The organism is Nocardia farcinica, assembly GCF_001182745.1.
In the GTDB taxonomy this organism is placed as follows: domain Bacteria; phylum Actinomycetota; class Actinomycetes; order Mycobacteriales; family Mycobacteriaceae; genus Nocardia; species Nocardia farcinica.
On record NZ_LN868938.1, the window covers coordinates 243803 to 265147 of the forward strand.

Consider the following 21345-nt stretch of genomic DNA (forward strand, 5'->3'; position numbering starts at 1 on the left):
TTCCTTTCACGTCTCTTGTCATGCCGTCGGTCCGATCGAGCCCTCGAGCATTCGGGTGAACACGTCCGGCGGCTGCCACGTCAGGGCCTCGAGCTCGACGGGATCCAGGCGCACGCACGTGCCGCGCCGCGGTGATCTGATCTCGAGTCGCTCGCCGTTGCCCTCCGTCACCACCCGCACGACGACGTCGGCGAACTCGTTGCTCAGTCGTTGGGTCGTCACAGGAACACCCCGAGGTTGGGAGTGATCAGCGTGGTGTGAGCGAGGCGCACCGTCCGTGCCGCCAGCCGGAAGCCGGCGGCGGTGTCGTGCAGGATGTCGAACCGCTCGCCGACGATCAGGTCGGACTCGACGCCGTCACCCTGAGCCCGGAAGCACAGGAAGTTGCTGCGGACGTCGTATTTGTCCGCGGCGTCGAGTGCATCGACGCGCACGTTGGTGATCAGGCGCTGGGTGCGCGACGGTGGATCCTCGGCGTACGCATGCTCGGTGGCGAGCCGCGAGACCCGCATCTTCATCGAGGCGTAGGTGTCCTTCATGTGGAAGCCGGTGGGCGAGAATTCCAGGCTGCGTGCCTCGGGCCCGCGCGTGACGCGGATGGGCATGCGGTAGACGAGATCCTCCGACAGACAATCCAGCCAGCGTTCGAACTCTCGATGGTCGAGGTACTCCGCTTCGCGGTAGAGGAAGTCGGCGCACGCCGCGGTGATATCTCGGGAAACCGTGGCGGCGGTCATCGTCGGACCTCCTGGCCGTCGACCTCGTCCGCGGTGGACACCTCGTGCAGCCAGCGCCGGTAGAAGGCGCGCTGTGGCGCTTCCCCCAGTGCGGTCGTCGTCGCGCGTCCGGGGAATGCCCACTCGGGGTCCTCGGCGTAGTCGCTCATACCGTTCAAACCGAGCTGGAAGTTGAATCGCATACCGTTCTTGCGGGCGAAGACGGATCTGCCCGCGACTGGAGCGCCGCCCCAGACCACCGTGTCGTCCTGTTCCAGGATCCCGGCCGGTCCGTGCATGCTCAGCGCCGCGACGTAGGCCTCCTCGTTGAAATCGGCGGGTGCGCTGTTCCAGCCCAACGTCCAGTTCCAGTTGACGATCGTGTCCGGGCCGGTCGGCTGCCACTGGCGCAGATAGGTGAACACCGCGGGCGGCGCGTCCGGATGCGGTGCTGCGGGTACCCGCACCAGCCCGAGGTTGGGGAAGATGAGAAATGTGGTCGCCGAGTGGTTTTCGACGAATTGTCGCTGGTCGGCCGGGAGCCGGTCCAACTGGAAGGTCTCGGCGACCTCCGGCGGGAACCCCGAGCGGTGCCAGGGCGGGGGCAGGAACCCGTCGTTGACGATCATCCCGTGGCCCTCGTCGAAGAACACGTGCCGCGAGACGCCCTGCGGCCCTGCGCCACCCGTCTCGATGCCGGGGAACATCCCGACTTCCTCGGCAGAGCGATGCAGGGAGGGGACGTGGTAGGCGTCCGCCATGAAGTTCTCTGCGCCTGACTTCCAATTCGCTGGTACCCGCCAGCGGTGTGGCTCGCCGATAGCGGACATGCCCTGCTCGTTGAGTCCGAGCAACGCGTCCAAGTACCAGCGCATCCCACCGAGGTATTCGTCGAGGGTGGGGGCACCGGGATCGAGCGAGGCGAAGATCAGGCCGTGGACCGAATCGACATGCGGCGCCGCGGCGAGGCCCCACTGCTCGGCATCGAGTTTTCGGTATGCCTTCTTCCGGTGCGGCGCTCCGCTCCAGTCGCCGTTGTTCTTGAAGACCCACGAGTGGTACGGACAACGGAAGTGGGAGCTGTTTCCTTTTTCCACCCGGCACACCGGACTGCCGCGGTGTGTGCATTTGTTGAAAAGGACGTTGATGCGTCCGTCCTCGTCGCGAACGACGATGAACTGGTCCTGCCCGATGTACCGGAGCACATAGTCACCCGGTGTCGGAATTTCCGTCTCGTGGGCGACGAAGCACCAACAGCGTGCGAATATCCGGTCCAGCTCGTACCGGTAGATGTCGGGGTCGCTGAATATCCGTGGAGAGACTATTCCCTGTTCCAGCTCGCGGTCCATCCGGCGGAAGAATTCTTCCGTCGAGCTCGGTGATTCGGTGGGCCCACCGGACGTGGGCAGGGTTTTCCGGTCGAACACGTGGCTTTCTCCTCGCGCTGCAATCACGGTATTTTCGGGTAACCTACGAGCGGCTCGAGCACCCGGCAACGGAATCGGTCCGAATGCTGGAACGGCCTTGGAACAGTCGATTTCCGGTCGGCTGCCGCGCCGACGGACTATGGTCGATAGCCGCGGATTCACTGAACGATCGAGGTGCTGTAATGGCCGATACCGCGCCCCTGCCGGGCCTGCCGGTGGAACTGACCAGCCTGGTGGGCCGCACGGTGGAGTCGGCGGAGATCCGGCGGCTGCTGGGGAACGCGCGGCTGGTCACCCTCACCGGTATGGGCGGGGTCGGCAAGACGCGATTGGCGCTGCAGGTGGCGCGGAAGGCCAGGCGCGGTTTCGCCGACGGCGCGCTCGTGGTGGAACTGGCCGAGGTCTCCGACCCGGCACTGGTTCCGCTGACGGTCGCCCAGGGACTCGGTGTGTCGACCCACCTGCCGGATGTGGTGGCGACGCTGATCGATTACCTGCGCGGCCGCGAACTGCTGCTGGTGCTGGACAACTGCGAACACCTGCTCGACGAGAGCGCGGTGCTGGTCCGGAATCTCCTGTCGGCCTGCGCCGCGCTGCGGATTCTGGTCACCAGCCGCGAACCGTTGCGGGTCGCTGGTGAACACGTCTTCGAAGTCGGGCCGCTCGGTGTCGGGCTGCCGGCCGACTGTCCCGGTGGGCCCGGCGACATCAGGCCCGACGCGGTGACGTTGTTCGTCGAGAGAGCCGCCGCGGCGGCGCCGGGCTTCCGCATCACCCCGGAGAACGCCGCCACGATCGAGGAACTGTGCCGCAGGCTGGACGGCCTACCGCTGGCGATCGAGTTGGCTGCCGGACGGATGCGGGCGCTCTCGCCCCGGGAACTGCTCGACCGGCTCGCCGACCATCACCGGCTGCTCAGTGCCGGCGACCGTTCGGCATCCCCGCGTCACCAGTCGCTACGGGCCACGCTGGACTGGAGCTACGGGTTGTGCTCACCTCAGGAACGTCGGCTCTGGGAGCGGCTGTCGGTCTTCAACGGTCCCGTGTGCCTGCAGGTCGCCGAATCGGTGTGCAGCGACCCCGGGCTGCCGTGCGAAGCCGTCGTGGACGGGATGGCGGCCCTGGTCGACAAGTCGATCGTCGTGCGACATGTGACGGGCGGGCGCGCGACCTACCGGATGTTGGAGACAGTGCGCGAATACGGGCTGCGCAAGCTGCGCGCACGCGCCGACGACGCCGCGGTGGTGGGGCGATATCGCGCCTACTATCAGCGGCTGGCGCGGGAGTTCGACGCGAGCTGGTTCGGGCCGGGCCAGGAGCGGCTGGTGGAGCGGATGCGCGGCGAGCACGCGAACCTGCGGGCGGTGCTCGATTCGCTGCTGTCCGACCCGGCGGGCGGGCCTGCCGGTCTCGGCATGGCGGCCGCACTCTTCTGGTACTGGCTGGGATGCGGACAGCAGCGCGAGGGCAGGCACTGGCTCGATCGTGCGCTGTCCTCGAACACGGCGCCCAGTTCCGAACGCGCGGCAGCGCTTTGGTCCAACGGATACCTGGCGGTGGCCGAGGGGAAGGCCGTCGTCGCGCTCGACCTGCTGCGAGCGAGCCAGGAGTTGGCGATCGAATTGGGCGACACCGTGAACCTCGCGCACGCGACGCATTTCCGTGGCGTCGCCGAACACAACCTCGGGAACACCGCCTTGGGCATGAAGCTGATCGAGGAGGGTTCGGCAATGGAGGAGGCGGGCGGTCCCGGCCTGCTGCACATTCTGGCGTTGGAGCAATTGGGCTGGGCGTACTGCCTACGTCACGAACCCGAGCGTGCGCTGGAAGTGCTCGAGCAGTGTCGCCGGGCCTTGACCGCGCGTGGTGAACGCTGGCTGCTGTCGTGGATCAACGCGTTCCTCGGGCTGGCGCACTGGATGCGCGGGGAGTATGGGCTCGCCGACAGCCACCTGCGGGAGGCGTTGACCGACAAGCGCGCCTTCCACGACGCGTTGGGAATCGCGGTGGTGATGGAGGTGCTGGCGTGGGTGGCCGCGGCCGAAGGACGGGCAGAGCATGCGGCCGGGCTGATGGGTGCGGTCCGACAGGTGTGGGAGCCGCTCGGTGAGTACCCCGGAGGTTTCGAGTTGCGCAACTGGAGTGATCGCACCGCGCGGGAATGCCGGGCGGTGCTGGGGGACAGGGTATTCGAGGCGGCTTTCGCCGACGGCCGTCGGCTCGGAACCGAGCGAGCGGTCGATTTCGCCCTGGGTGTGCCGCCGCGGGGCGACGAGCCCGGGGCGCCGCGCGCCGCGGATCCGGTGACGGCCCTGCTGACTCCGCGCGAGTTGGAAGTCGGCAGGCTGCTCGCCGAGGGAATGACCAACAAGCAGATCGCGCAGGCGTTGGTGGTCGCGCTGCGGACCGTGGACAGCCACGTCGAACACATCTTCGCGAAGCTGGGGGTGAACTCGCGCACGCAGGCGGCGTTGTTGCTGTCAGAGCGTGGACGGTGACGACGACGGCGCAGGCCGTGCTGCGGCGGGCAGGGTGAGGCACCCTGGTGACCCGGGAGCATTCCCGCCCGGACGCCGGTGCGACGTCCGGGCGGGCGCTCACGACCGGACGTCCTGGCCCGCGCGTGGGATCCAGCCCGGCCGGCTGAGCAGGTAGCGGACCATGCGGGGTGGAATCGTCAAGGCAGCCGCGATCTCGTCGTGATCGGCCGGCAACTGCGTCCGGATGCTGTGGTGTGCACCGGATTTCACCTTGTCGACCCATTCGGGGTCGATGAGCGCGGCGCGTCCGACGGCGACCAGATCCGCACCCGCCGCCATCGCGTCCTCGGCGTCGTCGAGAGTCCGTATCCCCCCGCTGGCGACCACGGCGCTCCGTCCGCCGACGGCCGCCGCGATGGCGGGAATCGGGTTGCGGGATTCCACCGCCGCTCGGGGCTTCGTCCAGTCCCGGTCCTCCGGCTGTGGGGAGTTCCTGCGAAAGTCGTCCATGGAGATGTGCACGTAGTCCACATCCTCGGCCAGGCGGTGGGCCAGGTGCGCGGCGTCGTCCAGCGTGTACCCGCCGGGTTCGGACTCGAACGGCGTGACCCGAAAACCCAGGGTGATTTCGCGCCCGATCGCCGCGCGCACCGTTCGAGCCACCGCGAGCGGAAAGCGCATGCGCTCGTCGAGCCCGCCGCCCCACTGATCGGTGCGCCGGTTGGCGCGCGGGGAGAAGAACTGGTGGATCAGATAGTGATTCGCGCCGTGGATCTCGATGCCGTCGAATCCTGCTGCCACACCGAGCGCTGCGGCGCGGCCGAATGCCTCGAGCAGTTCGGGGATCTCGTCGCCGGCCAGTTCTCTCGGCACCGTGGCATCGGGGCGCAGGGAGGGAACCGCCGACGGGCCGCGGATTCCCGCGGGGCCGACGAGATCCGGGATCGCGATGCGGCCGCCGTCGTAGATCTGCAGGATGCCGAGCCCGCCGGTGCCCCGCATCGCGCGGGCGACGGCGGTGAGACTGGTGAGATGTTCCGCGCCGGTGGCGCCGATGCCCTGCCACGCCCGGCCGTCCTCGTGTATGTACGCGCACGAGGTGATGGCGGCACCGAACTCGGTGGCGCCCCGCCGGGCCAGATAGCTCAATTCGTCGTCGGTGACCGAGCCGTCGGGATTGGAGGCGTTGGTGGTCATCGGTGCGAGGACGAATCTGTTTCGCAGTATCGCGCCGGATCGGAGGCGGAGGGGCGCCCAGGGGTCTGGGTGATCGCGCACGGTGACAACTCCTGTGGGTAGGGGACGAGACGATGGTCAGGCCAGCGGCGGTGGCGTCGGGCGGACCGCGTAGGACAGGGCGATCGATCGACCTGTCCGCGGATCGCCCAGTTCCACGCTCCAGCCGGCGCTGAACTGGTCGACCTCGGGCCGCATCGGGATGGTGCCGGACATCAGCACGGTCCCGGGTTCGAACAAGCCACGCGAACGCAGGTCCTCGATCCAGTACTGGGGCGTCAGCAACTCGGCGAGGGTCCCCTGTTGAATGACGGTCGGCTCCCCGTCGACCAGCACCGACCCCGTGAGCGTGAGCTCATCGATGTGGTCGGCGACGTCGTCGAGATGCCAGGCCGTGCGGGCGAGTACATCGGGCGCCGCCTGCTTGCTCCAGCCCACGCCATGCTGTTCCAGGAGCCGGTCGGTGTGATCGCAGGCCGCGGTGATCAGCAGGTCACCGGGTTCGTCGCCTGCCACCACCAGCGCCCATTCGGCCTCGCCGGACGTGCGCTCGTGCTGCACGGGCACCTCATCGATCTGCATCGCCAGATACGGGGCCAGGGGGAAGAAGCAGGGGGTACGGCTGGGGCCCGGCACACCGAGTTCGGCGAGCTCGGCGATGTGCGCGGCGACGTCGGCCTGGCTGCGTCCGGCATAGCCGGCGTTGAGCAGGGTCCGAACCGGGACGGTGCGCTGTCGCCCGTCGGGCAGCTCGAAGATCAAAGAAGACATGGGGTTCGAGGTTCCTTACTCTGGTGGACGATGCCGGCGGTCAGCGGGGCAGATGCCGTTGCCACCGGGCTTCCTGGGTCAGCTTGGCCACGCTCGCGGCGACCGCGCGGATGGCGGGAGCGGCATCGGCAGGCCGGAAACGGTGGACAGGACCGGAGATCGACAGGGCCGCGACCACGCCTCCCGACCAACTCCGGATCGGGGCCGCGACGCAGGTGAGCCCGGGCTTGGTCTCCTGCCGGTCGTAGGCGATGCCGGTGTGGCGGATCGCGGCGAGTTCCCGGGCCAACTGGGTCGGCGAGGCGACGCTGGAGGAGGTGGCGGGGCGCAACCGGTCAGAGGCCCTGGCCACCACCTCGTCCCCGCTGAACGCCAGCAGCGCCTTGCCGACCGCGGTGTTGGCCGCGGGCAGCCGGGCGCCCACACAGGCCGGCGAGCTGACGGCCTGGTGACCGTGGATCTGGTCGACATACCGCACGTCGTTGCCGACGAGCACGCACAGGTTCACGGTTTCGTGGGTCATCTCGTACAGATCCAGCAGATGGGGCAGCGCGATGCGGCGCAGATCTTGACTGTCGGGCTGGGCGGTGAGCGCGGCGAGTTCCGTCAACCGGGCACCCGGTGAGTACTCGGTGCCGCGTTTGGTGACCATTTCCCAGTCGACCAGCACCGCCAGCAAGCGGTGAGCGGTGGATTTGGGCAGCTGGGCGCGCCGTGCGATCTCCGAGACGCCCATGGCGGGGTGGTGTGGGGAGAAGCAGCTCAACAGCGCCAATGCTTTGGCTGCCGAGCTGGACGAGTCCGGCTCGGGCTGGTGACGGACTGCGGTCGAGGGCACGCGGGTTCCGGTGTGGGCGGCGCCTCCGGTGCGGGCCGATACGCCCGTGGTGCTCATGGTCATGGTTACCTCTCGATGACCGACGCGGGCCACGACGCGGCCCGCGGTGGGCGGAAGGGGGACCGGGGTCGTCGCCGCACGGGAGACCGCCGTGCCCGCCGGGGGCGCCGCCCGGCGGAACACGACCCACTCCGGAGTCCCGCGGGGCTGAACTGGGCTGACAGTTCACGGGAGACCGGTGCTCCGGGTGTGCGGGGTGCGGATCGCGACCCGTGCACGACGCTATCGGCCGTATGTGCCGGGTCACCACGGGAGAACTACCGAGTGACTACCTATTCACGAACAGATGAACACCGCGCGGCACGTCGGCCCGGCGTCAGCACGTCAGGCCGACCGAGCCGAGATGGGTGAAGTGGGCGCCGAGGGTGGATCCCCGTGGCGCCGCGAAGGCGTCGGTCATCCCGCCGGTCATCACGATCCAGCCCGCCTCGATGGCGTGACCCCGCTCGGCCAGGACGTTCGCGGCCATGGCCAGCGCCTCGGCCGGGTGCCCCTGGACAGCCGCACCGACTCCGGTCGCCACCACACCGCCGTCGACCTCGAGCAGGCACGCCTCCAGCGGCAGATTCAGCGCCGTCGGGTCCGCGCCGACCGCCCCCGTGACGAAGTACGCGGCCGACGCGTTGTCGGCGATCACCTCCGGCAGTGTGAATCGGAAATCGCGGTACCTGCTGTCGATGATCTCGACACTGGCGAACACACGGTCGACGGCCGCCAGCGCCGTGGCCGCCGTGACCCCCGGCCCGGCGAGCCTGCGGCCCATGACGAAGGTGATCTCGGGTTCTACGCGGGGGTGGATCAAGAGGTCCTGGGGGAGCGGCGTGCCGGTCGGTAACACCATGGCGTCGGTGAGCCAGGCGGTCAGCGGCGCGGAGACCCCCATCTGACGTTGTTTGGCCGCGGAGGTGAGTCCGAGTTTGATGCCGACGATGGATTCGCCGCGCTCGATCCGTCGACTGAGCGCCTCGTCCTGGACGCGGTAGGCCATCGCGGTGTCCAGCGCCGGGTACTCGTCGACGAGTGGACTGAGCGCGGTGCGTTCGGCCTGTGCGCGCAGCAGTCGGCTCGCCAGTGTGTCCACCGTCGACGCGGTGTCGTCGCTGCGGTCGGCGACCGCGGGTTGTCCGGTCATTGTCGGCTCCTCACGCCTGTGTTCTCGGTCGTGTTCACCCTGACCGCGCCCATGGCGCGGGAGGAACGTTCGCGGTCCGGCCTGCGGAACGGCCCGGCCGTTCGCTCGTGTGCCGGGCGGCGGTTTGCCGACCAGTGGAACGACGAGATTGCCGTGTTCGCGTCGCAGCGCCGAATGTGCTCTCCCGAGAACAGCTCGAGGGAAAGGGAATCCGTTCATGGCCACACTCACGATCGATGGTGTCGAGGTCTACTACGAGCAGCACGGGACGGGGGAGGAGGTGTTGCTGGTCCACGGCGCCGCGGCGTCCGGGCGCTGGTTCGGCGATCTGATCCCGCGACTGGCCGCGGAATACCGTGTGATCGTGCCCGATCTCCGGGGACTGGGGCGTAGTCAGCGGGTCGCGCCACTGGAACGCCCGCAGGTGTGGGTGGAGGACATGTGGCGGCTGCTCGACGAGCTGGGGCTCGACCGCGTCCACGTCTGCGGTGTCTCACTCGGGTCGCGTATCGCCGGTCGCCTGGCACTCGATCATCCGGCCCGGGTCCGAACCCTGACCGTGGATGCCCCCATCGTCGGGTTGAGCAGTAGCGGGAACGCTTCTCTCAACACGGTTTTCACCGCGGTCGACCCCGAGAGCGCGCAAGCGAGGGAATGGCGGGAACTGCACGGCGAGGATTGGCGGGCGGCCGTGGACTTCTATGCCGAGACCCGCCGCACCCCGGCCTTCCAGGATTTCTACACGTTGCGCCCCCGGTTGTCCGAGATCACCGTGCCCACCTTGGTGTGCCGTGGTGATCTCGACGACGAGATCCATCCCGTGGATGACGCCTTCGTCTGGCACAAGCAGGCGCCGCACACCCAGCTGTTCATCGCGCCCGGGCTGACACAGTCGTCGGTCATGCTCGAGCGTGCCGAACAGTTTGTCACCGAGTTCGTGGCGTTCCAACAGCGGTGCGCCGTGGATGCCGCGGCATGAGCCGGGTACTGCTCACCGGCTTCGGCGCGTACGGCGAGGAGCGCGACAACCCGAGCGGCTGGATCGCACGGCGGCTCGATGGCATCCGGGTGGACGGCGCGCGGGTCGCCGGACGTGTGCTTCCGGTCGACACCGAAGGTGTTCGGTCCGCGCTGGTCGCGGCGATCGACGAGGTGGGGCCGGAGATCGTGCTCGTGACCGGCGTCGCGCCGGGGCGCCCGAGCCCCGCGGTCGAGCGGGTGGCGATCAACGTGCGCGACTTCCCGGTGCCGGACATCAACGGACACACCCCGATCGACCTGCCTGTCGAACCCGGCGGGCCGGAGGCGTACCTGAGCACCCTGCCGATCAAGGCGATTGTGGACGGCTGGCGCGCGGCGGGCATCCCCTCCTACGTCTCGAACACGGCGGGCACCTACCTGTGCAACCAGACCTTCTACCTCGCCAGGCATCTGTGTGCCGCCCGCGCGGGCATGGTGCACATCCCCGCGACCCCGGCGCGGGCGGCCGTCGCCGGCACGCCTCCGCCGCCGTCGATGTCACCGGCCGATCTCGAGGAGGCGGTGCGGCTGGCGATCGCGATCACGGTCGGCCATCGCGGGCCGGATCTCCCGGTCGCCGGTGGTGCCATCAGTTGATCCCGAGGACACCGATATGACCATCCCGACAGAGCAATCCACCAGCCGGACAGTGGAGGTAGACGGGGCCACTGTCCACTACCACGACCTCGGGTCCGGCCCGCCGCTGGTCCTTCAGCCGGCGTTCGGGCCACTGCCCGGTACGACGGCGTGGCTCACCTACCACCGGGTGCTCCCGGCACTTGCCGCCCGGCACCGCTGCATCCTGGTGGACTATCCGAATTTCGGCCGGAGCGCGCCGCGGGAGTTCCACGAGCCGGTGCACGACCTCTACGTCCGCAACACCCTTGCGTTGCTGGACGAGCTGGCGCTGGATGCGGTGACGGTGGTCGGTGTGTCCACCGGAGGCACGGTGGCACTGGATCTGGCGATCACCGCGCCCGACCGCGTCGAGCGGCTCGTGGTCGGTGGATGCAGCGCGTCGACGGGCGGCGATCCGTTCCTGCTCACCCCGGCGCCGACAGAGGTCGGTCGACTGTTCGACGAATGTCAGACGGGACCGGCCGACCCGGACCGCATCGCGCGGCTGTTGCGCGCCATCGTCCACGACCCCGGACACATCGACGCGGCACTCGTCGAGCGGATGTACCGGTGGCGGCTGCGCGAACCCGTGCACGCGGACACGTGGGCGCGGTCGACAATCGTGCCGCGCAGCAACCTCGCCGCGCTGGCCGCGATCACCGTTCCGACGTTGATCGTGCATGGACGTTCCGACCGGATGGTTCCGCTCGAAGGGGCGCTGATGTTGTTGGGCCGGCTGTCCGACGCCGACCTCGTCGTGCTGAACAACTGCGGACATTGGCCGCCGTTCGAGCGCCCGGGAGCGTTCGTCGCCGCGGTGCGCGCGTTCCTGGGCGACGAGGCCGGCAACGTTCCGGCAGATGGATCGGCGTCGTTGTCCGGGCCGTGAACGACCGCCAAGCTGCTCACACCATTGCCGGAATCGGCATCTCGATCTCCGGTCGATTCACCAGGAAGGCAACACCGAACATGACTGAAGTTGTCGGGCTCGGCTACGTGGGCCTACGCGCGACGGACCTGGACGCGTGGCGCACCTACGGCACCGAGATCCTCGGCCTGCAGGACGTCTCCGGCGTCGAGGGAGCCGATGAGGAGACAGTGCTGCTGCGGGCCGACGAGCGCGGTTGGCGGTTCGCCATCCACCGCGGGGAGTCGGGCGGGGCGGCCTACATCGGGTGGGAGGTTCCCGATCGAAGGGCGCTGGATGCCTTGGCGGCGCGATTGGCCGCGGCGGGCGTCGCCGTCGAGGAGGACAGCCGGTGCGCCGCCGCGCGTGGGGTCGAGGGGCTGCTGCGCGGTACGGACCCCGACGGCCACCGGCTAGAGTTCTTCTACGGCGCGCGCGTGCCGAAGCGCCCGTTCCTCTCGCCGCGCGGAGTCCGCTTCGTCACCGGTGATCTCGGCCTGGGGCATGTGTTCTTCTTCGTCACCGATCTGGCCGCGGCCAAACGGTTCTATCTCGACGTGCTGGGGTTCCGTCTCAGCGACACCATCGAATTCCACGGCAGGAAGGTCCATTTCCTGCACGTCAACCCCCGTCACCACAGCCTCGCCTTCGTGGAGAACCCGGACTTCGCCCCAGCCCTGGGGCATTTCATGCTCGAGGTGGACGACATCGACGACGTCGGTCGGGCGCTGGACGAGGTGCACGCCCACGAGGTCACGCTGACCGAGACGCTCGGTCGGCACACCAACGACCTGGCGATCTCGTTCTTCATGAAGAACCCGTCCGGTTCCGAGGTCGAGTACGGATACGACGGCAGGCTCGTCGACGACGCCACCTGGCGTGTGTCCAATTACGACGCGACCAGTCTGTGGGGCCACCATCGTGATTGATCGCCACCCGCCCCGCCGCATCCCGCTCGCCACGACCTCGGAGGCGGTCCGATGACCGAAACCTATGTGGTGGTCGGCGCGAGCCTGGCCGGCGCCCGCGCCGCCGAGACGCTGCGGTCCGAGGGCTTCGACGGACGGATCGTCCTCGTCGGCGGTGAGCATCACCTGCCCTACGACCGCCCGCCGCTGTCGAAGGAGGTGCTGTTGGGCCGGAAGGAAGCGGACGACACGCGCATTCACCCCGCGGGGTTCTACTCCGAGAACGACATCGAGCTGCTGCTCGGTGTCAGGATGACACGACTCGACCCGGGGGAGCGCCGCGTCGAGTTGGACGGCGGAGCCGCGATCCGTGCCGACAAGGTGCTGCTGTGCACCGGCACGACACCGCGCCGGCCGGACATCCCTGGGCTCGAACTCGACGGCGTCCATTTCCTGCGCACCGTCGGAGATGCGCTCGCCATCCGCGAGGGGCTGCGCGTGGGTGGATCGGTCGTCGTCATCGGGGGTGGCCTGATCGGCATGGAGCTCGCCGCGTCCGCCGTGGCGATGGGCAACGAGGTGACGGTGCTGGAACGGGAGTCCGGCCTGCTGCGCCGAGTGCTCGGTGTGCGGATCGGAGATCGCCTGGCACGCTGGCACTCCGAACGGGGGGTGCACATCCGCGCCGGCGCCGAGGTGGTCGAGTTGTCCGGCCGGGACCGGGTGCGCCGGGTTCATACGTCCGACGGTGACAGCATCGCCGCCGATCTCGTCGTCATCGGCATCGGGGTGGTGCCCGCCGTCGCCGCGGTCGCCGACTCCGGCCTCCGGATCGACAACGGAATCGTCGTCGACGGGTACTGCCGGACATCGATCCCCGAGGTCTACGCCGCGGGCGATGTCGCCTGTCGGGTCGGCGAGCGTGCCGGTCGTCCGGTCCGGGTCGAGCATTGGCAGAACGCCCAGAACCAGGGCATGGCCGCCGCCCGCGCGATGCTCGGCAACCGGGAGCCCTATCACGAGGTGCCGTGGTTCTGGTCCGACCAGGGCGAGACGAACATCCAAGTCGCCGGGCACACCGACCCGGGCGACGAGGTGGTGTGGCGCGGTGACCCGGAATCGATGGAGTTCACGGCGTTCCACCTACGCGACGGCGTGCTCACCGGCGTGATCGGCGTGAATCGCCGTCGCGAGGTGCGCATGGCCATGACCCTGATCGACCAACAGGTACGCGCCGATCCGGCGTTGCTCGCCGACACGTCGGTGGACCTGCGCGGCGTCGGCGCGGCCGCGGCGCGTGCGCACGGCACGTAGCGATCGAGAGGAAAGACGAATGACAACGACAGAGCAGTCGGAGAATCTGGTCCGCGTGTGTGCGGTCGACGAGCTGGCCCCGGGGAATGTCACCCGGGTCGACACCAATCCGCCGATCGCGGTCTACAACATCGACGGCGAGTTCTACGCGACAGCGGACTGGTGCTCGCACGACAAATCATCGTTGGCGGACGAAGGTTTCATCGAGAACGGCCAGATCGAATGCGGCTGGCATTTCGCGAAATTCTGTATCAAGACCGGTGCGGTGACGGCGCCGCCGGCAACCGAGCCGCTTGCCAAATACGCTGTGCGGGTGGTCGACGGCGCGGTGTTCGTCGCCGTCACCGGCTGATCCACGTTCCGACGCACAGAACATCCGCGTCGACAGTGCGCGGACCCGCTGCTTAGCTGGATACACAAAAACTTTCGAGAATTCGAGCAAAAACGGAGGGAGATGATCGTGTCCGTCGACGCTGATTATCTGCGATCATTGGTGAATTGGGAGGAAGGCAGAATCGGTCCCGAGATCTTCGTCAGCGACGAGATCTACAAGGTGGAGCAGGAGCGAATCTTCGGTCGCAGCTGGCTGTTCCTCGCCCACGACAGCATGATTCCCGACCCACACGACTTCTTTGCGACCTACATGGGCGGCGACCCGGTCCTGGTGGTCCGGCAGCCCGACGGCAGCGTGCGCGCCTTCCTGAATGTCTGCAGGCATCGGGGCATGCGTGTGTGCCGGGCCGAGGAGGGCAACACCCGCTCGTTCATGTGTACCTACCACGGCTGGACCTACGACAGCGCGGGCAGGCTGGTGGGCGTCCCGAACCTGGAGGACGCCTACTACGACAAGCTGTCGCTGGCCGACAACGGGCTGATCCAGGTCGCGCAGGTCGACTCCTACAAGGGCCTGATCTTCGGGAACTTCGATCCGACCGCACCGCCGCTGCACGAATATCTCGGAGCCCTGAAGTTCTACATCGACGGGTGGGTCGATCACGCCGAAGGTGGAATCGAAGTGCTGCCCGGCGCCATCAAGTGGACGATCAACGCGAACTGGAAGCTGGCCGCCGAGCAGTTCGCGGGCGACACCTACCACGCCACCACGAGCCACCTGTCGTCGCTGTTGTCGTTCGGTCCCGGCTTCGACGCCAAGGACGGCGCGCACGTGTCCCTGCGTGAGGGCCACGGTGAGAGCTTCCTGTTCGAGCGGCACACCCGTTTCGCCGACGATCCCCTCGGCCAGTACAACGAGCGAAATCGCCGGATCGCACGCGAGCGGGTGGGTGACCGAGCCGACATGGTCGCCAATTTCAACGCCTTCCCGAACTTCGCCGGGCTGCCCGGCTCGGCCAACCTGCGGGTGTGGCATCCGAAGGGGCCGACCAAATTCGAGATCTGGTCGTTCACGGTGGTCGAGAAGGACGCGCCGGAGGAAGCGAAACGCGCGCAACAGATCTCGGCATCGTTCACCGAAGGCGCCGCCGGAGTCGTCGAGACCGACGACGGGGAGAACTGGGGCATGATCGGTGGCGTCCTCGAGCAGGGTTACCAGGCACGCAAGATGGCGTGGAACTACGAGATGGGACTGGGTACCGGGCGCGAGCACCCGGATTTCCCCGGCGAGTACTACGACTCGTTCTTCGGTGAAGCGGGCCAGCGTGGCTTCTATCGGCGGTGGTTGGAATTCATGACCACCGAGGCGTGGCCCGAGATTCCACCGGAGGAGCGAAGTGGCGAGACGCCCGCCACCGCCGCGGTGAACGAGGCGGGGGTGGCACGGTGACCGTCGATCAGATCCTCGCGCCGGACGCCGCCGTGGAACTCGAGAAGGTGCTGTTGCAACACCGCGTCGAGCAGTTCCTCTACCACGAGGCGCTGCTGCTGGACCGGTGGCGATGGAGCAGCTGGCTGGAACTGTTCACCGAAGACGTCCTGTACTGGATGCCGGTGCGCAAGAACCGGTTGCGCCGCCAGCGCGATCAGGACGAGGTGCCCGAAGGCATTGAAATGGCGCATTTCTACGATGATTTCGAGTCGCTGCGGATGCGGGTGAACCAGATGCACTCGGGAACCCACTGGGCCGAGGATCCGCCCTCGCGATGCCGGCACCTGGTGACCAACGTGATCGTCACCCCCGCACCGACGACGGGGCGCGGTCGGCCGCGGAGCTCGACGTCTCGTGCAACTTCGTGCTCTACCGCAACCGGCTCGAGACCGAGACCGACATCTGGGCGGGCGAGCGGCGTGACGTCCTACGCGTCGACGGAACGAGTTTCAAGATTGCCAAGCGCACGATCCTGCTGGATCAGAACGTCGTGCAGTCGAAGAACCTGAGCGTGCTGTTCTAGCGCGTCGGAGAGGGAGATGGATTGCCATGGTAGCAACCGATACGGATCGCTCCGCCGACCTGGCGCTGCATGACGTACTGATCGACCGCGCTCGCGAATTGGCACCGAGGATCCGTGAGCGGGCCGCTCGCACCGAAGCCGAACGTGCGGTCCCCCGCGAATCGATCGAGGAGATCATCACGGCCGGGCTGGGTGGTCGCATCCTGGCACCACGCCGCTACGGCGGGGACGAACTGTCGCTCGACACCATGTACGCGGTGGCCGTCGAGATCGGGCGGGCGTGCGCCTCGACCGCCTGGTGTGCGGCGTTGCTACCGCACGACGCGCATATGGTCGGTTTCTTCCCCAGGGTCGCCCAGGAAGCGGTGTGGGCGGACGGGCCCGATACCTGTATCGCCGCCTCGCTCGCGCCCGCGGCTCAGGTCCAGAAGGTGGACGGCGGGTACCGGCTCACGGGCAGGCACGGCTTCGCCAGCGGTGTCGATCACGCCTCGTGGGTGATCGTCAGCGGGCTCATCAAGGACGGCGGGCGCGCGTCGAACCATCATTTCCTGGTGCGCCCGGGCGACTACCTCGTGGAGGACGACTGGTACGCGGCAGGTATGCGGGGAACGGGCAGCAAGACGATCGTCGTCGAGGACATCTTCGTGCCCGACGGATTTGTAGTGCCCGCCGCGGCCCTGGTCGCCGGGGAAGGGCCGGGCAGCGAGATCAATCAGGGTCCGCTCTACAGTCAGCCGCTGGCGCTGCACGCCGGGCTCACCTTCCTCGGCCCGATGATGGGCACCGCCTGCGACGCCTACGAGCATTTCGTGGCCTGGGCCCGCGGCCGGGCGCAGACCGCCGGTTCGGAGGTCGTCCAAGAGGCCGTCGCGCGGTCCTCCGCGGACCTGGAACTGGCTGAGCTTGCCATCCAGCAGGTCTTGGACGCCGCTCGGGCACCCGGACGGTTGGAACTGGCCGACCGAGCCCAGATCCTGCGCGACTACAACCGCGCCGCGGAACTGCTGACGGCCTCGGTCGACCGGCTCTTCGCGCTGAGCGGGACGTCCGGGTTCAAGGACAGCAGCCCGATGCAGCAGAAGTGGCGCGACATCCACATGATGGCCAGCCACGTTTCCTTCACCCGCGCGAACTTCCAGCACTACGGCAGGATCGCGCTCGGTCTGGAGCGCGACCCGAAGCTGGTCGTCTACTGAGGACGGGCACGTCCTCGAATCACCCTTGTCTCCCGGAAAGTAGTGGATCCATGGCGGCTGTCAGCCAACTCAGTTATGTCGTCGGGACGTCCAGCGATGTCTCGGCATGGAAACAATATGCGACGGAGGTGCTCGGACTGGAGGTTTCGCGCGACAGTTCTGACAGCCTGCTCTACATCCGAGCCGATGACCGGCACCACCGACTCGGTGTTCGGGCCGGCCATGACGACGATGTCGCCTACGTGGGCTGGGACGTGGCTTCCAAGAGCGCTCTCGACGCTGCGGCGGCACGACTGGATGCCGCGGGCGTCGCGGTCACCGCGGGCTCGGCCGCTGAGGCGGCCGACCGTCGGGTGATGGAGTTCGTCTACTTCATCTGCCCCTATTCCGGGGTGCGGATGGAGCTGGTGCTCGGGCACGAGAAACTGTTCCTGCCGAAATTCCGGCCCACGCGCGACATCGCCGGGTTCAACACCGGTGACATGGGAATGGGGCACGTCGTCCTCTATGCCTCCGACATCGCTGGTGCAGCCGAATTCTATTCGCACGTACTGGGTTTCGGTGTCAGCGACTTCGCGCACATTCCCGAGGTCGGGCCGTTCGCGGTGTTCCTGCACTGCAACGCGCGGCACCACTCGCTGGCGTTCATGAACATCCCCACGGCTACCCGCCGCATCCAGCACGTGATGTTCGAGACGGTCAGCATCGACGACGTCGGGGTCAGCTACGACCTGTGCGCCGAGCGTGGCATCACCTCGACCTCGACCGGGCGTCATCAGAACGACCACGTCTTCTCGTTCTACTTCGGCAACCCCTCGGGGTGGCATTTCGAGTACGGCTGGGGACCGCGGATGGTCGACCCCGAGACGTGGACGACCGAGAACTACGTTCTCGGATCGGGTTTCGCCTGGGGTCATCACGGCCTGATGAAGATGGTGTGAGGACGATGCCGACCACCTCACCGTTCGTCGTCGGACTCGGCGGAACGTTGCGGCCGGCGTCGTCGACCGAAACCGCGCTACGCCTGGCTCTCGACGCGGCGCAGGCCAACGGCGCCCGCACCGCCGTGTTCGGCGGCGGAGCGCTCGCGCGCCTGCCGATGTACGACCCGGACCGGCCGCCGGGTGACGAGGCGCGACAGTTGATCGAGGCGTTGCGCAGGGCGGACGGAGTGATCATCGCCTCGCCCGGATACCACGGCTCGGTCTCCGGTCTCGTGAAGAACGCACTGGACTACGTCGAGGAACTGCGGGACGACGGTAAACCGTATCTGTCGGGTCGCGCGGTCGGCTGTGTCAGCACGGCGTACGGCTGGCAGGCGGCGGTGACCACACTCCAGACGTTGCGCAGCATCGTGCATGCCCTGCGCGGCTGGCCCACACCACTGGGTGCCGCGATCAATTCCGCGGCGACCCGGATCACCTACGGGCAGCCGCCGGCGGAGCCTGTCGCCTTCCAACTGCGCACGGTCGGCCGAGAGGTATGCGCCATGAGCGCCGCGTATTCGACCGCCGAAGCCGGCACGATCGGGAATCCGGAATAGCGGTCCGGCCCGGAAGATCGCCTCGGCCCCGAGAAATCGGATGCCGAGGCGAATTCTGCTGTCAGGCATCCTCGAATATCGCGAAGTGTTTTCCCGCGGTGAGCCCGCCGTCGACTGCGAGAACCGCGCCGGTGATATAACTCGCGTCGTCGGAGGCCAGGAAAACCGCCGGTCGTGCGATTTCCTCGGGTTCGGCGAAACGTCGCATGGGGCAGAGTTCGTCGATCATCGCCTCGTGGCCGGGGACCCGTTCGAGGTAGTCGCGTATGCGGGGCGTCATCGTGCTCCCGGGGCATACGGCGTTGACGCGGATACGGTCCGCCGCGTAGTCCATCGCCATGTTCTTCGTGAGCAGCAGCACCCCTCCTTTCGCCGCGCTGTAGGCCGCGCAGCGGTTCTCGGCGAGCAGGCCCGCGGTGGAGGAGATGTTGACGATGCTGCCGCCGCCGGCCCGGCGGAGCTCGGGAACGACCAGCTTGGAACAGCGATACACCGAGGTCATGTTGAGGTCGATCATCCGGTACCAATCGCTGTCGGTCATCTCGTCCACGCGCCGGGGCAGACTGCCGCCCGCCACGTTGAACAGCGCATCCACCCGCCCGAACGCGTCGAGGGCGGTGCTGAGCATCGCGGGAATCGCATCCGGATCGGTGACGTCGACGCCGACCGCGGCTGCTCGGCCACCGAGCAGGCCGACTCGCCGAGCCGTCGCCTCGGCGGCCGCCGGGTCGAGGTCCACCGCCACCACCGTGCCGCCCCGGCCCGCCCATTCGAGGGCGATCGCGCTGCCGATTCCCGCGCCCGCGGCCGTGATCAATGCGGTGCGCCCCGCCAAGGGCGAACCAGTAGTCGTGGATTTCATGTCAATCGAACCTTTCCGGCATGCGGCACAATATATTTCGGACCATTCGGGGTTGACCCGGACGGAATAGAACCATAGAATTTCCGGCATCGGCACCGAAATGTTCCGTGTGCCGGAATCATCAGGGCGGCTTCGTTCGTGGTCTCCGCACCCGACCTGCGGCGCCCGTCAGCACATCGATGTGGAGGCCACGCATGGCGCACGTCACCGAAATGGCAGAAGCAGTCGAGTACGAAAGGGTGCGTGCGGCGATCGCCGCGAAATTCACCAATCCGCTCGATCTGCCGAAAGAGATATTCTCCGACGAACTCGTCTATCGGCAGGAGTTGGAGCGGATCTTCTACGGTCCCTACTGGCACCCGGTCGCCCACCGCGCCGAACTGCCCGAGGCCAACAGCTTCAAGACGACCTGGCTCGGTGAGATACCCGTGATCGTCAGCCGCGGGGCTCAGGACCGGATCAGGGCGTTCGTGAACACGTGCACCCACCGTGGCACGCTGCTCGAGCAGCGTGCGACCGGCGTGGCGACCGAGTTCCAGTGCCCGTACCACCGGTGGCTGTTCAACAGCGACGGCGAGTTCTGCGGCGCGCCCGGCGAGCGGGAGTTCCGGTCGGATTTCGACCGGAAGGACTACGGGCTGCCGGAACTGCGGGTCGCCGAACTGGCGGGGCTGATCTTCGTGACCCGGCACCCGGACACCCCGCTGCTGGAGGCATTCCTCGGTGAGTGCGCCGAGCCGGTCCGCGACTGCCTGCTCGACGACGGCAACCTCACCCTGCTGGGGTACCAGAAGGTCGTCTACCAGGCGAACTGGAAGACCTACTTCGACAATGACTTCTACCACGCGCCGTTGTTGCACACCGGGTTCCGCATCCTCGGATGGCAGGGCGGTAAAGGCGATGTGCGGATCACCCAGCCGGTCGGACACTTCTCGGTGGGGTATCAGAGCACGCCGTACGTCGACAACGGCTACCTCGCGGATCCCAGCGTCGTGCAGTTCCGCGGCGACGACGACCGCGCCAGAGTCGTCGCGCTACGACCGGTCACGGTGATGACCAAGCACGTCGACACCATCAATGTGCGTTTCGCGCGGCCACGCGGCGTCGATCGGACCGAGGTCGACTACGCGTTCTTCGGCCATGTCGACGACACCGAGGAGTATCGCGAGCACCGGGTTCGCCAGGCTTCGAACCTCCTGGGGCCCAGCGGATTCATCACCATCGAGGATGCCGCGGTCTTCAACCGACAGCAGCGGACGGCACGTGACGGCACGCTGGCGCGTTTCGTCAAAGGCGTGGACGGCCGCCCCGAGGACGCCACCCAGAACGACGAGATCGGCAACACCGTCGGCTGGGCCTACTACCGGAAGGTGATGGGTTTTGATCACTGAGACCGACCAGGAGATCCGGGCCGTCGACGAGTTGCTCGGCCGGTACAACGACGTGCTGGACGAACAGGACTGGGAGCAGTGGCCGGACCTGTTCGCCACCGAATGCTCCTACACCGTGCACACTCTCGACAATCTGCGTCGCGGACTACCACTGGCGTATATGTACGACGACAACCGCGCTCGCGTGCTCGACCGGGTGAAGTTCATCACCGAGGTCTGGGCCGGGACGATCGAGCCGTACCGTACCCGCCACGTCACCCAGCGGACCCGGGCGATCCGCCTCGACGCCGACAGGTGGAGCGTCCGGGCGAACTTCCAGGTGAGCTATACCGAAAACGACGCTCTCGCGGGGCTGCTCGCCGCCGGCTATTACGAGGACGTCATCGATCTGTCGGCCGGCCGGGCGCTCTTCGCCGAGCGGTCGGTTCGCCTGGACAGTATGCCGGCGCGATACCTGGTCTATCCGCTGTAGGTTCCCCCCGCGATCGCGGGGTCCTCCTTCCCCGGCGGCTGCGGGGCGTTCGTCCAGCGCCCCGCAGCCGACCCCCGGAACTCCCCGTCGGCGCCGATCCGAA

At 67.7% G+C, this 21345-nt stretch carries 22 protein-coding genes and 1 pseudogene; 15 read left to right on the top strand and 8 right to left on the bottom strand.

Going from position 1 to position 21345, the window contains the following annotated elements:
• Positions 1-18: 18 nt before the first annotated feature.
• Genes AMO33_RS01365 through AMO33_RS01375 form a run of 3 tightly spaced genes read right to left on the bottom strand, consistent with a single transcriptional unit; the run spans position 19 to position 2305 of the window.
• Positions 19-222, bottom strand: a complete 204-nt coding sequence (locus AMO33_RS01365) for a hypothetical protein (RefSeq protein WP_060589977.1) — start codon at positions 220-222, stop codon at positions 19-21.
• Positions 219-737, bottom strand: coding sequence for an aromatic-ring-hydroxylating dioxygenase subunit beta (locus AMO33_RS01370; RefSeq protein WP_060589979.1), 519 nt, complete (start codon positions 735-737; stop codon positions 219-221). The genes AMO33_RS01365 and AMO33_RS01370 overlap by 4 nt, the downstream gene beginning before the upstream one ends.
• On the bottom strand, positions 734-2305 hold the full coding sequence (locus AMO33_RS01375) for an aromatic ring-hydroxylating oxygenase subunit alpha (RefSeq protein ID WP_244558091.1): 1572 nt from the start codon (positions 2303-2305) through the stop codon (positions 734-736). The genes AMO33_RS01370 and AMO33_RS01375 overlap by 4 nt, the downstream gene beginning before the upstream one ends.
• Between AMO33_RS01375 and AMO33_RS01380 the strand changes: the two genes are divergently transcribed.
• Positions 2227-4641, top strand: coding sequence for an ATP-binding protein (locus AMO33_RS01380; protein WP_240327373.1), 2415 nt, complete (start codon positions 2227-2229; stop codon positions 4639-4641). The two genes, AMO33_RS01375 and AMO33_RS01380, sit on opposite strands and share 79 nt — an antisense overlap.
• Before the next feature lie 99 nt (positions 4642-4740).
• On the opposite strand, the gene AMO33_RS01385 is transcribed toward AMO33_RS01380, so the two are convergent.
• The 4 genes from AMO33_RS01385 to AMO33_RS01400 all read right to left on the bottom strand — a co-directional run bounded on the left by AMO33_RS01385 (position 4741) and on the right by AMO33_RS01400 (position 8660).
• Complete coding sequence (locus tag AMO33_RS01385) at positions 4741-5820, bottom strand: oxidoreductase (RefSeq protein WP_240327375.1); 1080 nt, start codon at positions 5818-5820, stop codon at positions 4741-4743.
• Positions 5821-5937: 117 nt separating this feature from the next.
• On the bottom strand, positions 5938-6630 hold the full coding sequence (locus AMO33_RS01390; RefSeq protein WP_060589985.1) for a DUF2848 domain-containing protein: 693 nt from the start codon (positions 6628-6630) through the stop codon (positions 5938-5940).
• A 40-nt stretch (positions 6631-6670) separates the two neighbouring features.
• The gene (locus AMO33_RS01395; RefSeq protein WP_240327376.1) at positions 6671-7525 is read right to left on the bottom strand and encodes an IclR family transcriptional regulator; all 855 of its coding nucleotides are present in this window, start codon (positions 7523-7525) and stop codon (positions 6671-6673) included.
• 319 nt (positions 7526-7844) lie between these two features.
• Entirely contained in the window at positions 7845-8660 is an 816-nt protein-coding gene (locus tag AMO33_RS01400) for a 2-keto-4-pentenoate hydratase (RefSeq protein ID WP_197657717.1), read from the bottom strand.
• 217 nt (positions 8661-8877) lie between these two features.
• On the opposite strand from AMO33_RS01400, the gene AMO33_RS01405 reads away from it, so the two are divergent.
• The 12 genes and pseudogenes from AMO33_RS01405 (at position 8878) to AMO33_RS01455 (ending at position 18517) form a co-directional block, all read left to right on the top strand.
• Positions 8878-9639, top strand: a complete 762-nt coding sequence (locus AMO33_RS01405; protein WP_060589989.1) for an alpha/beta fold hydrolase — start codon at positions 8878-8880, stop codon at positions 9637-9639.
• Positions 9636-10277, top strand: a complete 642-nt coding sequence (locus AMO33_RS01410) for a pyroglutamyl-peptidase I family protein (RefSeq protein WP_060589990.1) — start codon at positions 9636-9638, stop codon at positions 10275-10277. The genes AMO33_RS01405 and AMO33_RS01410 overlap by 4 nt, the downstream gene beginning before the upstream one ends.
• Before the next feature lie 16 nt (positions 10278-10293).
• Entirely contained in the window at positions 10294-11187 is an 894-nt protein-coding gene (locus tag AMO33_RS01415; RefSeq protein ID WP_082668548.1) for an alpha/beta fold hydrolase, read from the top strand.
• Positions 11188-11267: 80 nt separating this feature from the next.
• Positions 11268-12134 carry a VOC family protein gene (locus tag AMO33_RS01420; RefSeq protein ID WP_060589992.1) on the top strand — a complete coding sequence of 289 codons (867 nt, stop codon included), beginning with the start codon at positions 11268-11270 and terminating at the stop codon, positions 12132-12134.
• Between the two features lie 51 nt (positions 12135-12185).
• The gene (locus AMO33_RS01425; protein WP_060589994.1) at positions 12186-13427 is read left to right on the top strand and encodes an NAD(P)/FAD-dependent oxidoreductase; all 1242 of its coding nucleotides are present in this window, start codon (positions 12186-12188) and stop codon (positions 13425-13427) included.
• Positions 13428-13482: 55 nt separating this feature from the next.
• Positions 13483-13779 carry a non-heme iron oxygenase ferredoxin subunit gene (locus tag AMO33_RS01430; protein ID WP_229434708.1) on the top strand — a complete coding sequence of 99 codons (297 nt, stop codon included), beginning with the start codon at positions 13483-13485 and terminating at the stop codon, positions 13777-13779.
• 102 nt (positions 13780-13881) lie between these two features.
• Positions 13882-15210 carry an aromatic ring-hydroxylating oxygenase subunit alpha gene (locus AMO33_RS01435; protein ID WP_060589997.1) on the top strand — a complete coding sequence of 443 codons (1329 nt, stop codon included), beginning with the start codon at positions 13882-13884 and terminating at the stop codon, positions 15208-15210.
• A gap of 47 nt (positions 15211-15257) precedes the next feature.
• A pseudogene (locus tag AMO33_RS32430) lies at positions 15258-15533 on the top strand (aromatic-ring-hydroxylating dioxygenase subunit beta); the annotation flags it as partial.
• A complete protein-coding gene (locus AMO33_RS32435; protein WP_253260019.1) occupies positions 15527-15775 on the top strand; it encodes an aromatic-ring-hydroxylating dioxygenase subunit beta in 249 nt (82 codons plus the stop codon). The pseudogene AMO33_RS32430 and the gene AMO33_RS32435, both read left to right, overlap by 7 nt.
• A 26-nt stretch (positions 15776-15801) precedes the next feature.
• Complete coding sequence (locus AMO33_RS01445) at positions 15802-16974, top strand: acyl-CoA dehydrogenase family protein (RefSeq protein WP_060589999.1); 1173 nt, start codon at positions 15802-15804, stop codon at positions 16972-16974.
• Positions 16975-17024: 50 nt separating this feature from the next.
• Entirely contained in the window at positions 17025-17915 is an 891-nt protein-coding gene (locus AMO33_RS01450; RefSeq protein ID WP_060590002.1) for a VOC family protein, read from the top strand.
• Positions 17916-17920: 5 nt separating this feature from the next.
• Complete coding sequence (locus AMO33_RS01455; protein WP_060590004.1) at positions 17921-18517, top strand: NADPH-dependent FMN reductase; 597 nt, start codon at positions 17921-17923, stop codon at positions 18515-18517.
• Positions 18518-18578: 61 nt separating this feature from the next.
• On the opposite strand, the gene AMO33_RS01460 is transcribed toward AMO33_RS01455, so the two are convergent.
• Positions 18579-19469, bottom strand: coding sequence for an SDR family NAD(P)-dependent oxidoreductase (locus tag AMO33_RS01460; protein ID WP_228821955.1), 891 nt, complete (start codon positions 19467-19469; stop codon positions 18579-18581).
• Between the two features lie 122 nt (positions 19470-19591).
• Here AMO33_RS01460 and AMO33_RS01465 point away from each other — a divergent pair, with 122 nt between their 5' ends.
• Both AMO33_RS01465 and AMO33_RS01470 read left to right on the top strand, forming a co-directional pair.
• Positions 19592-20770: an aromatic ring-hydroxylating oxygenase subunit alpha gene (locus AMO33_RS01465; protein ID WP_098086976.1), complete on the top strand. Its 1179-nt coding sequence runs from the start codon at positions 19592-19594 to the stop codon at positions 20768-20770.
• Positions 20760-21242, top strand: a complete 483-nt coding sequence (locus tag AMO33_RS01470) for an aromatic-ring-hydroxylating dioxygenase subunit beta (protein ID WP_060590009.1) — start codon at positions 20760-20762, stop codon at positions 21240-21242. Before AMO33_RS01465 ends, AMO33_RS01470 begins: the two co-directional genes overlap by 11 nt.
• The last annotated feature ends 103 nt before the right edge of the window (positions 21243-21345 follow it).

Bases quoted from the DNA above. Each gene is read 5' to 3' on its own strand.
- AMO33_RS01395 (WP_240327376.1), bottom strand. From the start codon at position 7,525: ATGAGCACCACGGGCGTATCGGCCCGCACCGGAGGCGCCGCCCACACC.
- AMO33_RS01445 (WP_060589999.1), top strand. From the start codon at position 15,802: ATGGTAGCAACCGATACGGATCGCTCCGCCGACCTGGCGCTGCATGAC.
- AMO33_RS01450 (WP_060590002.1), top strand. From the start codon at position 17,025: ATGGCGGCTGTCAGCCAACTCAGTTATGTCGTCGGGACGTCCAGCGAT.
- AMO33_RS01380 (WP_240327373.1), top strand. From the start codon at position 2,227: ATGCTGGAACGGCCTTGGAACAGTCGATTTCCGGTCGGCTGCCGCGCC.
- AMO33_RS01390 (WP_060589985.1), bottom strand. From the start codon at position 6,630: ATGTCTTCTTTGATCTTCGAGCTGCCCGACGGGCGACAGCGCACCGTC.
- AMO33_RS01400 (WP_197657717.1), bottom strand. From the start codon at position 8,660: ATGACCGGACAACCCGCGGTCGCCGACCGCAGCGACGACACCGCGTCG.
- AMO33_RS01385 (WP_240327375.1), bottom strand. From the start codon at position 5,820: ATGACCACCAACGCCTCCAATCCCGACGGCTCGGTCACCGACGACGAA.
- AMO33_RS01465 (WP_098086976.1), top strand. From the start codon at position 19,592: ATGGCAGAAGCAGTCGAGTACGAAAGGGTGCGTGCGGCGATCGCCGCG.
- AMO33_RS01405 (WP_060589989.1), top strand. From the start codon at position 8,878: ATGGCCACACTCACGATCGATGGTGTCGAGGTCTACTACGAGCAGCAC.
- AMO33_RS01410 (WP_060589990.1), top strand. From the start codon at position 9,636: ATGAGCCGGGTACTGCTCACCGGCTTCGGCGCGTACGGCGAGGAGCGC.
- AMO33_RS01425 (WP_060589994.1), top strand. From the start codon at position 12,186: ATGACCGAAACCTATGTGGTGGTCGGCGCGAGCCTGGCCGGCGCCCGC.
- AMO33_RS01420 (WP_060589992.1), top strand. From the start codon at position 11,268: ATGACTGAAGTTGTCGGGCTCGGCTACGTGGGCCTACGCGCGACGGAC.
- AMO33_RS01435 (WP_060589997.1), top strand. From the start codon at position 13,882: ATGATCGTGTCCGTCGACGCTGATTATCTGCGATCATTGGTGAATTGG.
- AMO33_RS01460 (WP_228821955.1), bottom strand. From the start codon at position 19,469: ATGCCGGAAATTCTATGGTTCTATTCCGTCCGGGTCAACCCCGAATGG.
- AMO33_RS01370 (WP_060589979.1), bottom strand. From the start codon at position 737: ATGACCGCCGCCACGGTTTCCCGAGATATCACCGCGGCGTGCGCCGAC.
- AMO33_RS01455 (WP_060590004.1), top strand. From the start codon at position 17,921: ATGCCGACCACCTCACCGTTCGTCGTCGGACTCGGCGGAACGTTGCGG.
- AMO33_RS32435 (WP_253260019.1), top strand. From the start codon at position 15,527: ATGCCGGCACCTGGTGACCAACGTGATCGTCACCCCCGCACCGACGAC.
- AMO33_RS01415 (WP_082668548.1), top strand. From the start codon at position 10,294: ATGACCATCCCGACAGAGCAATCCACCAGCCGGACAGTGGAGGTAGAC.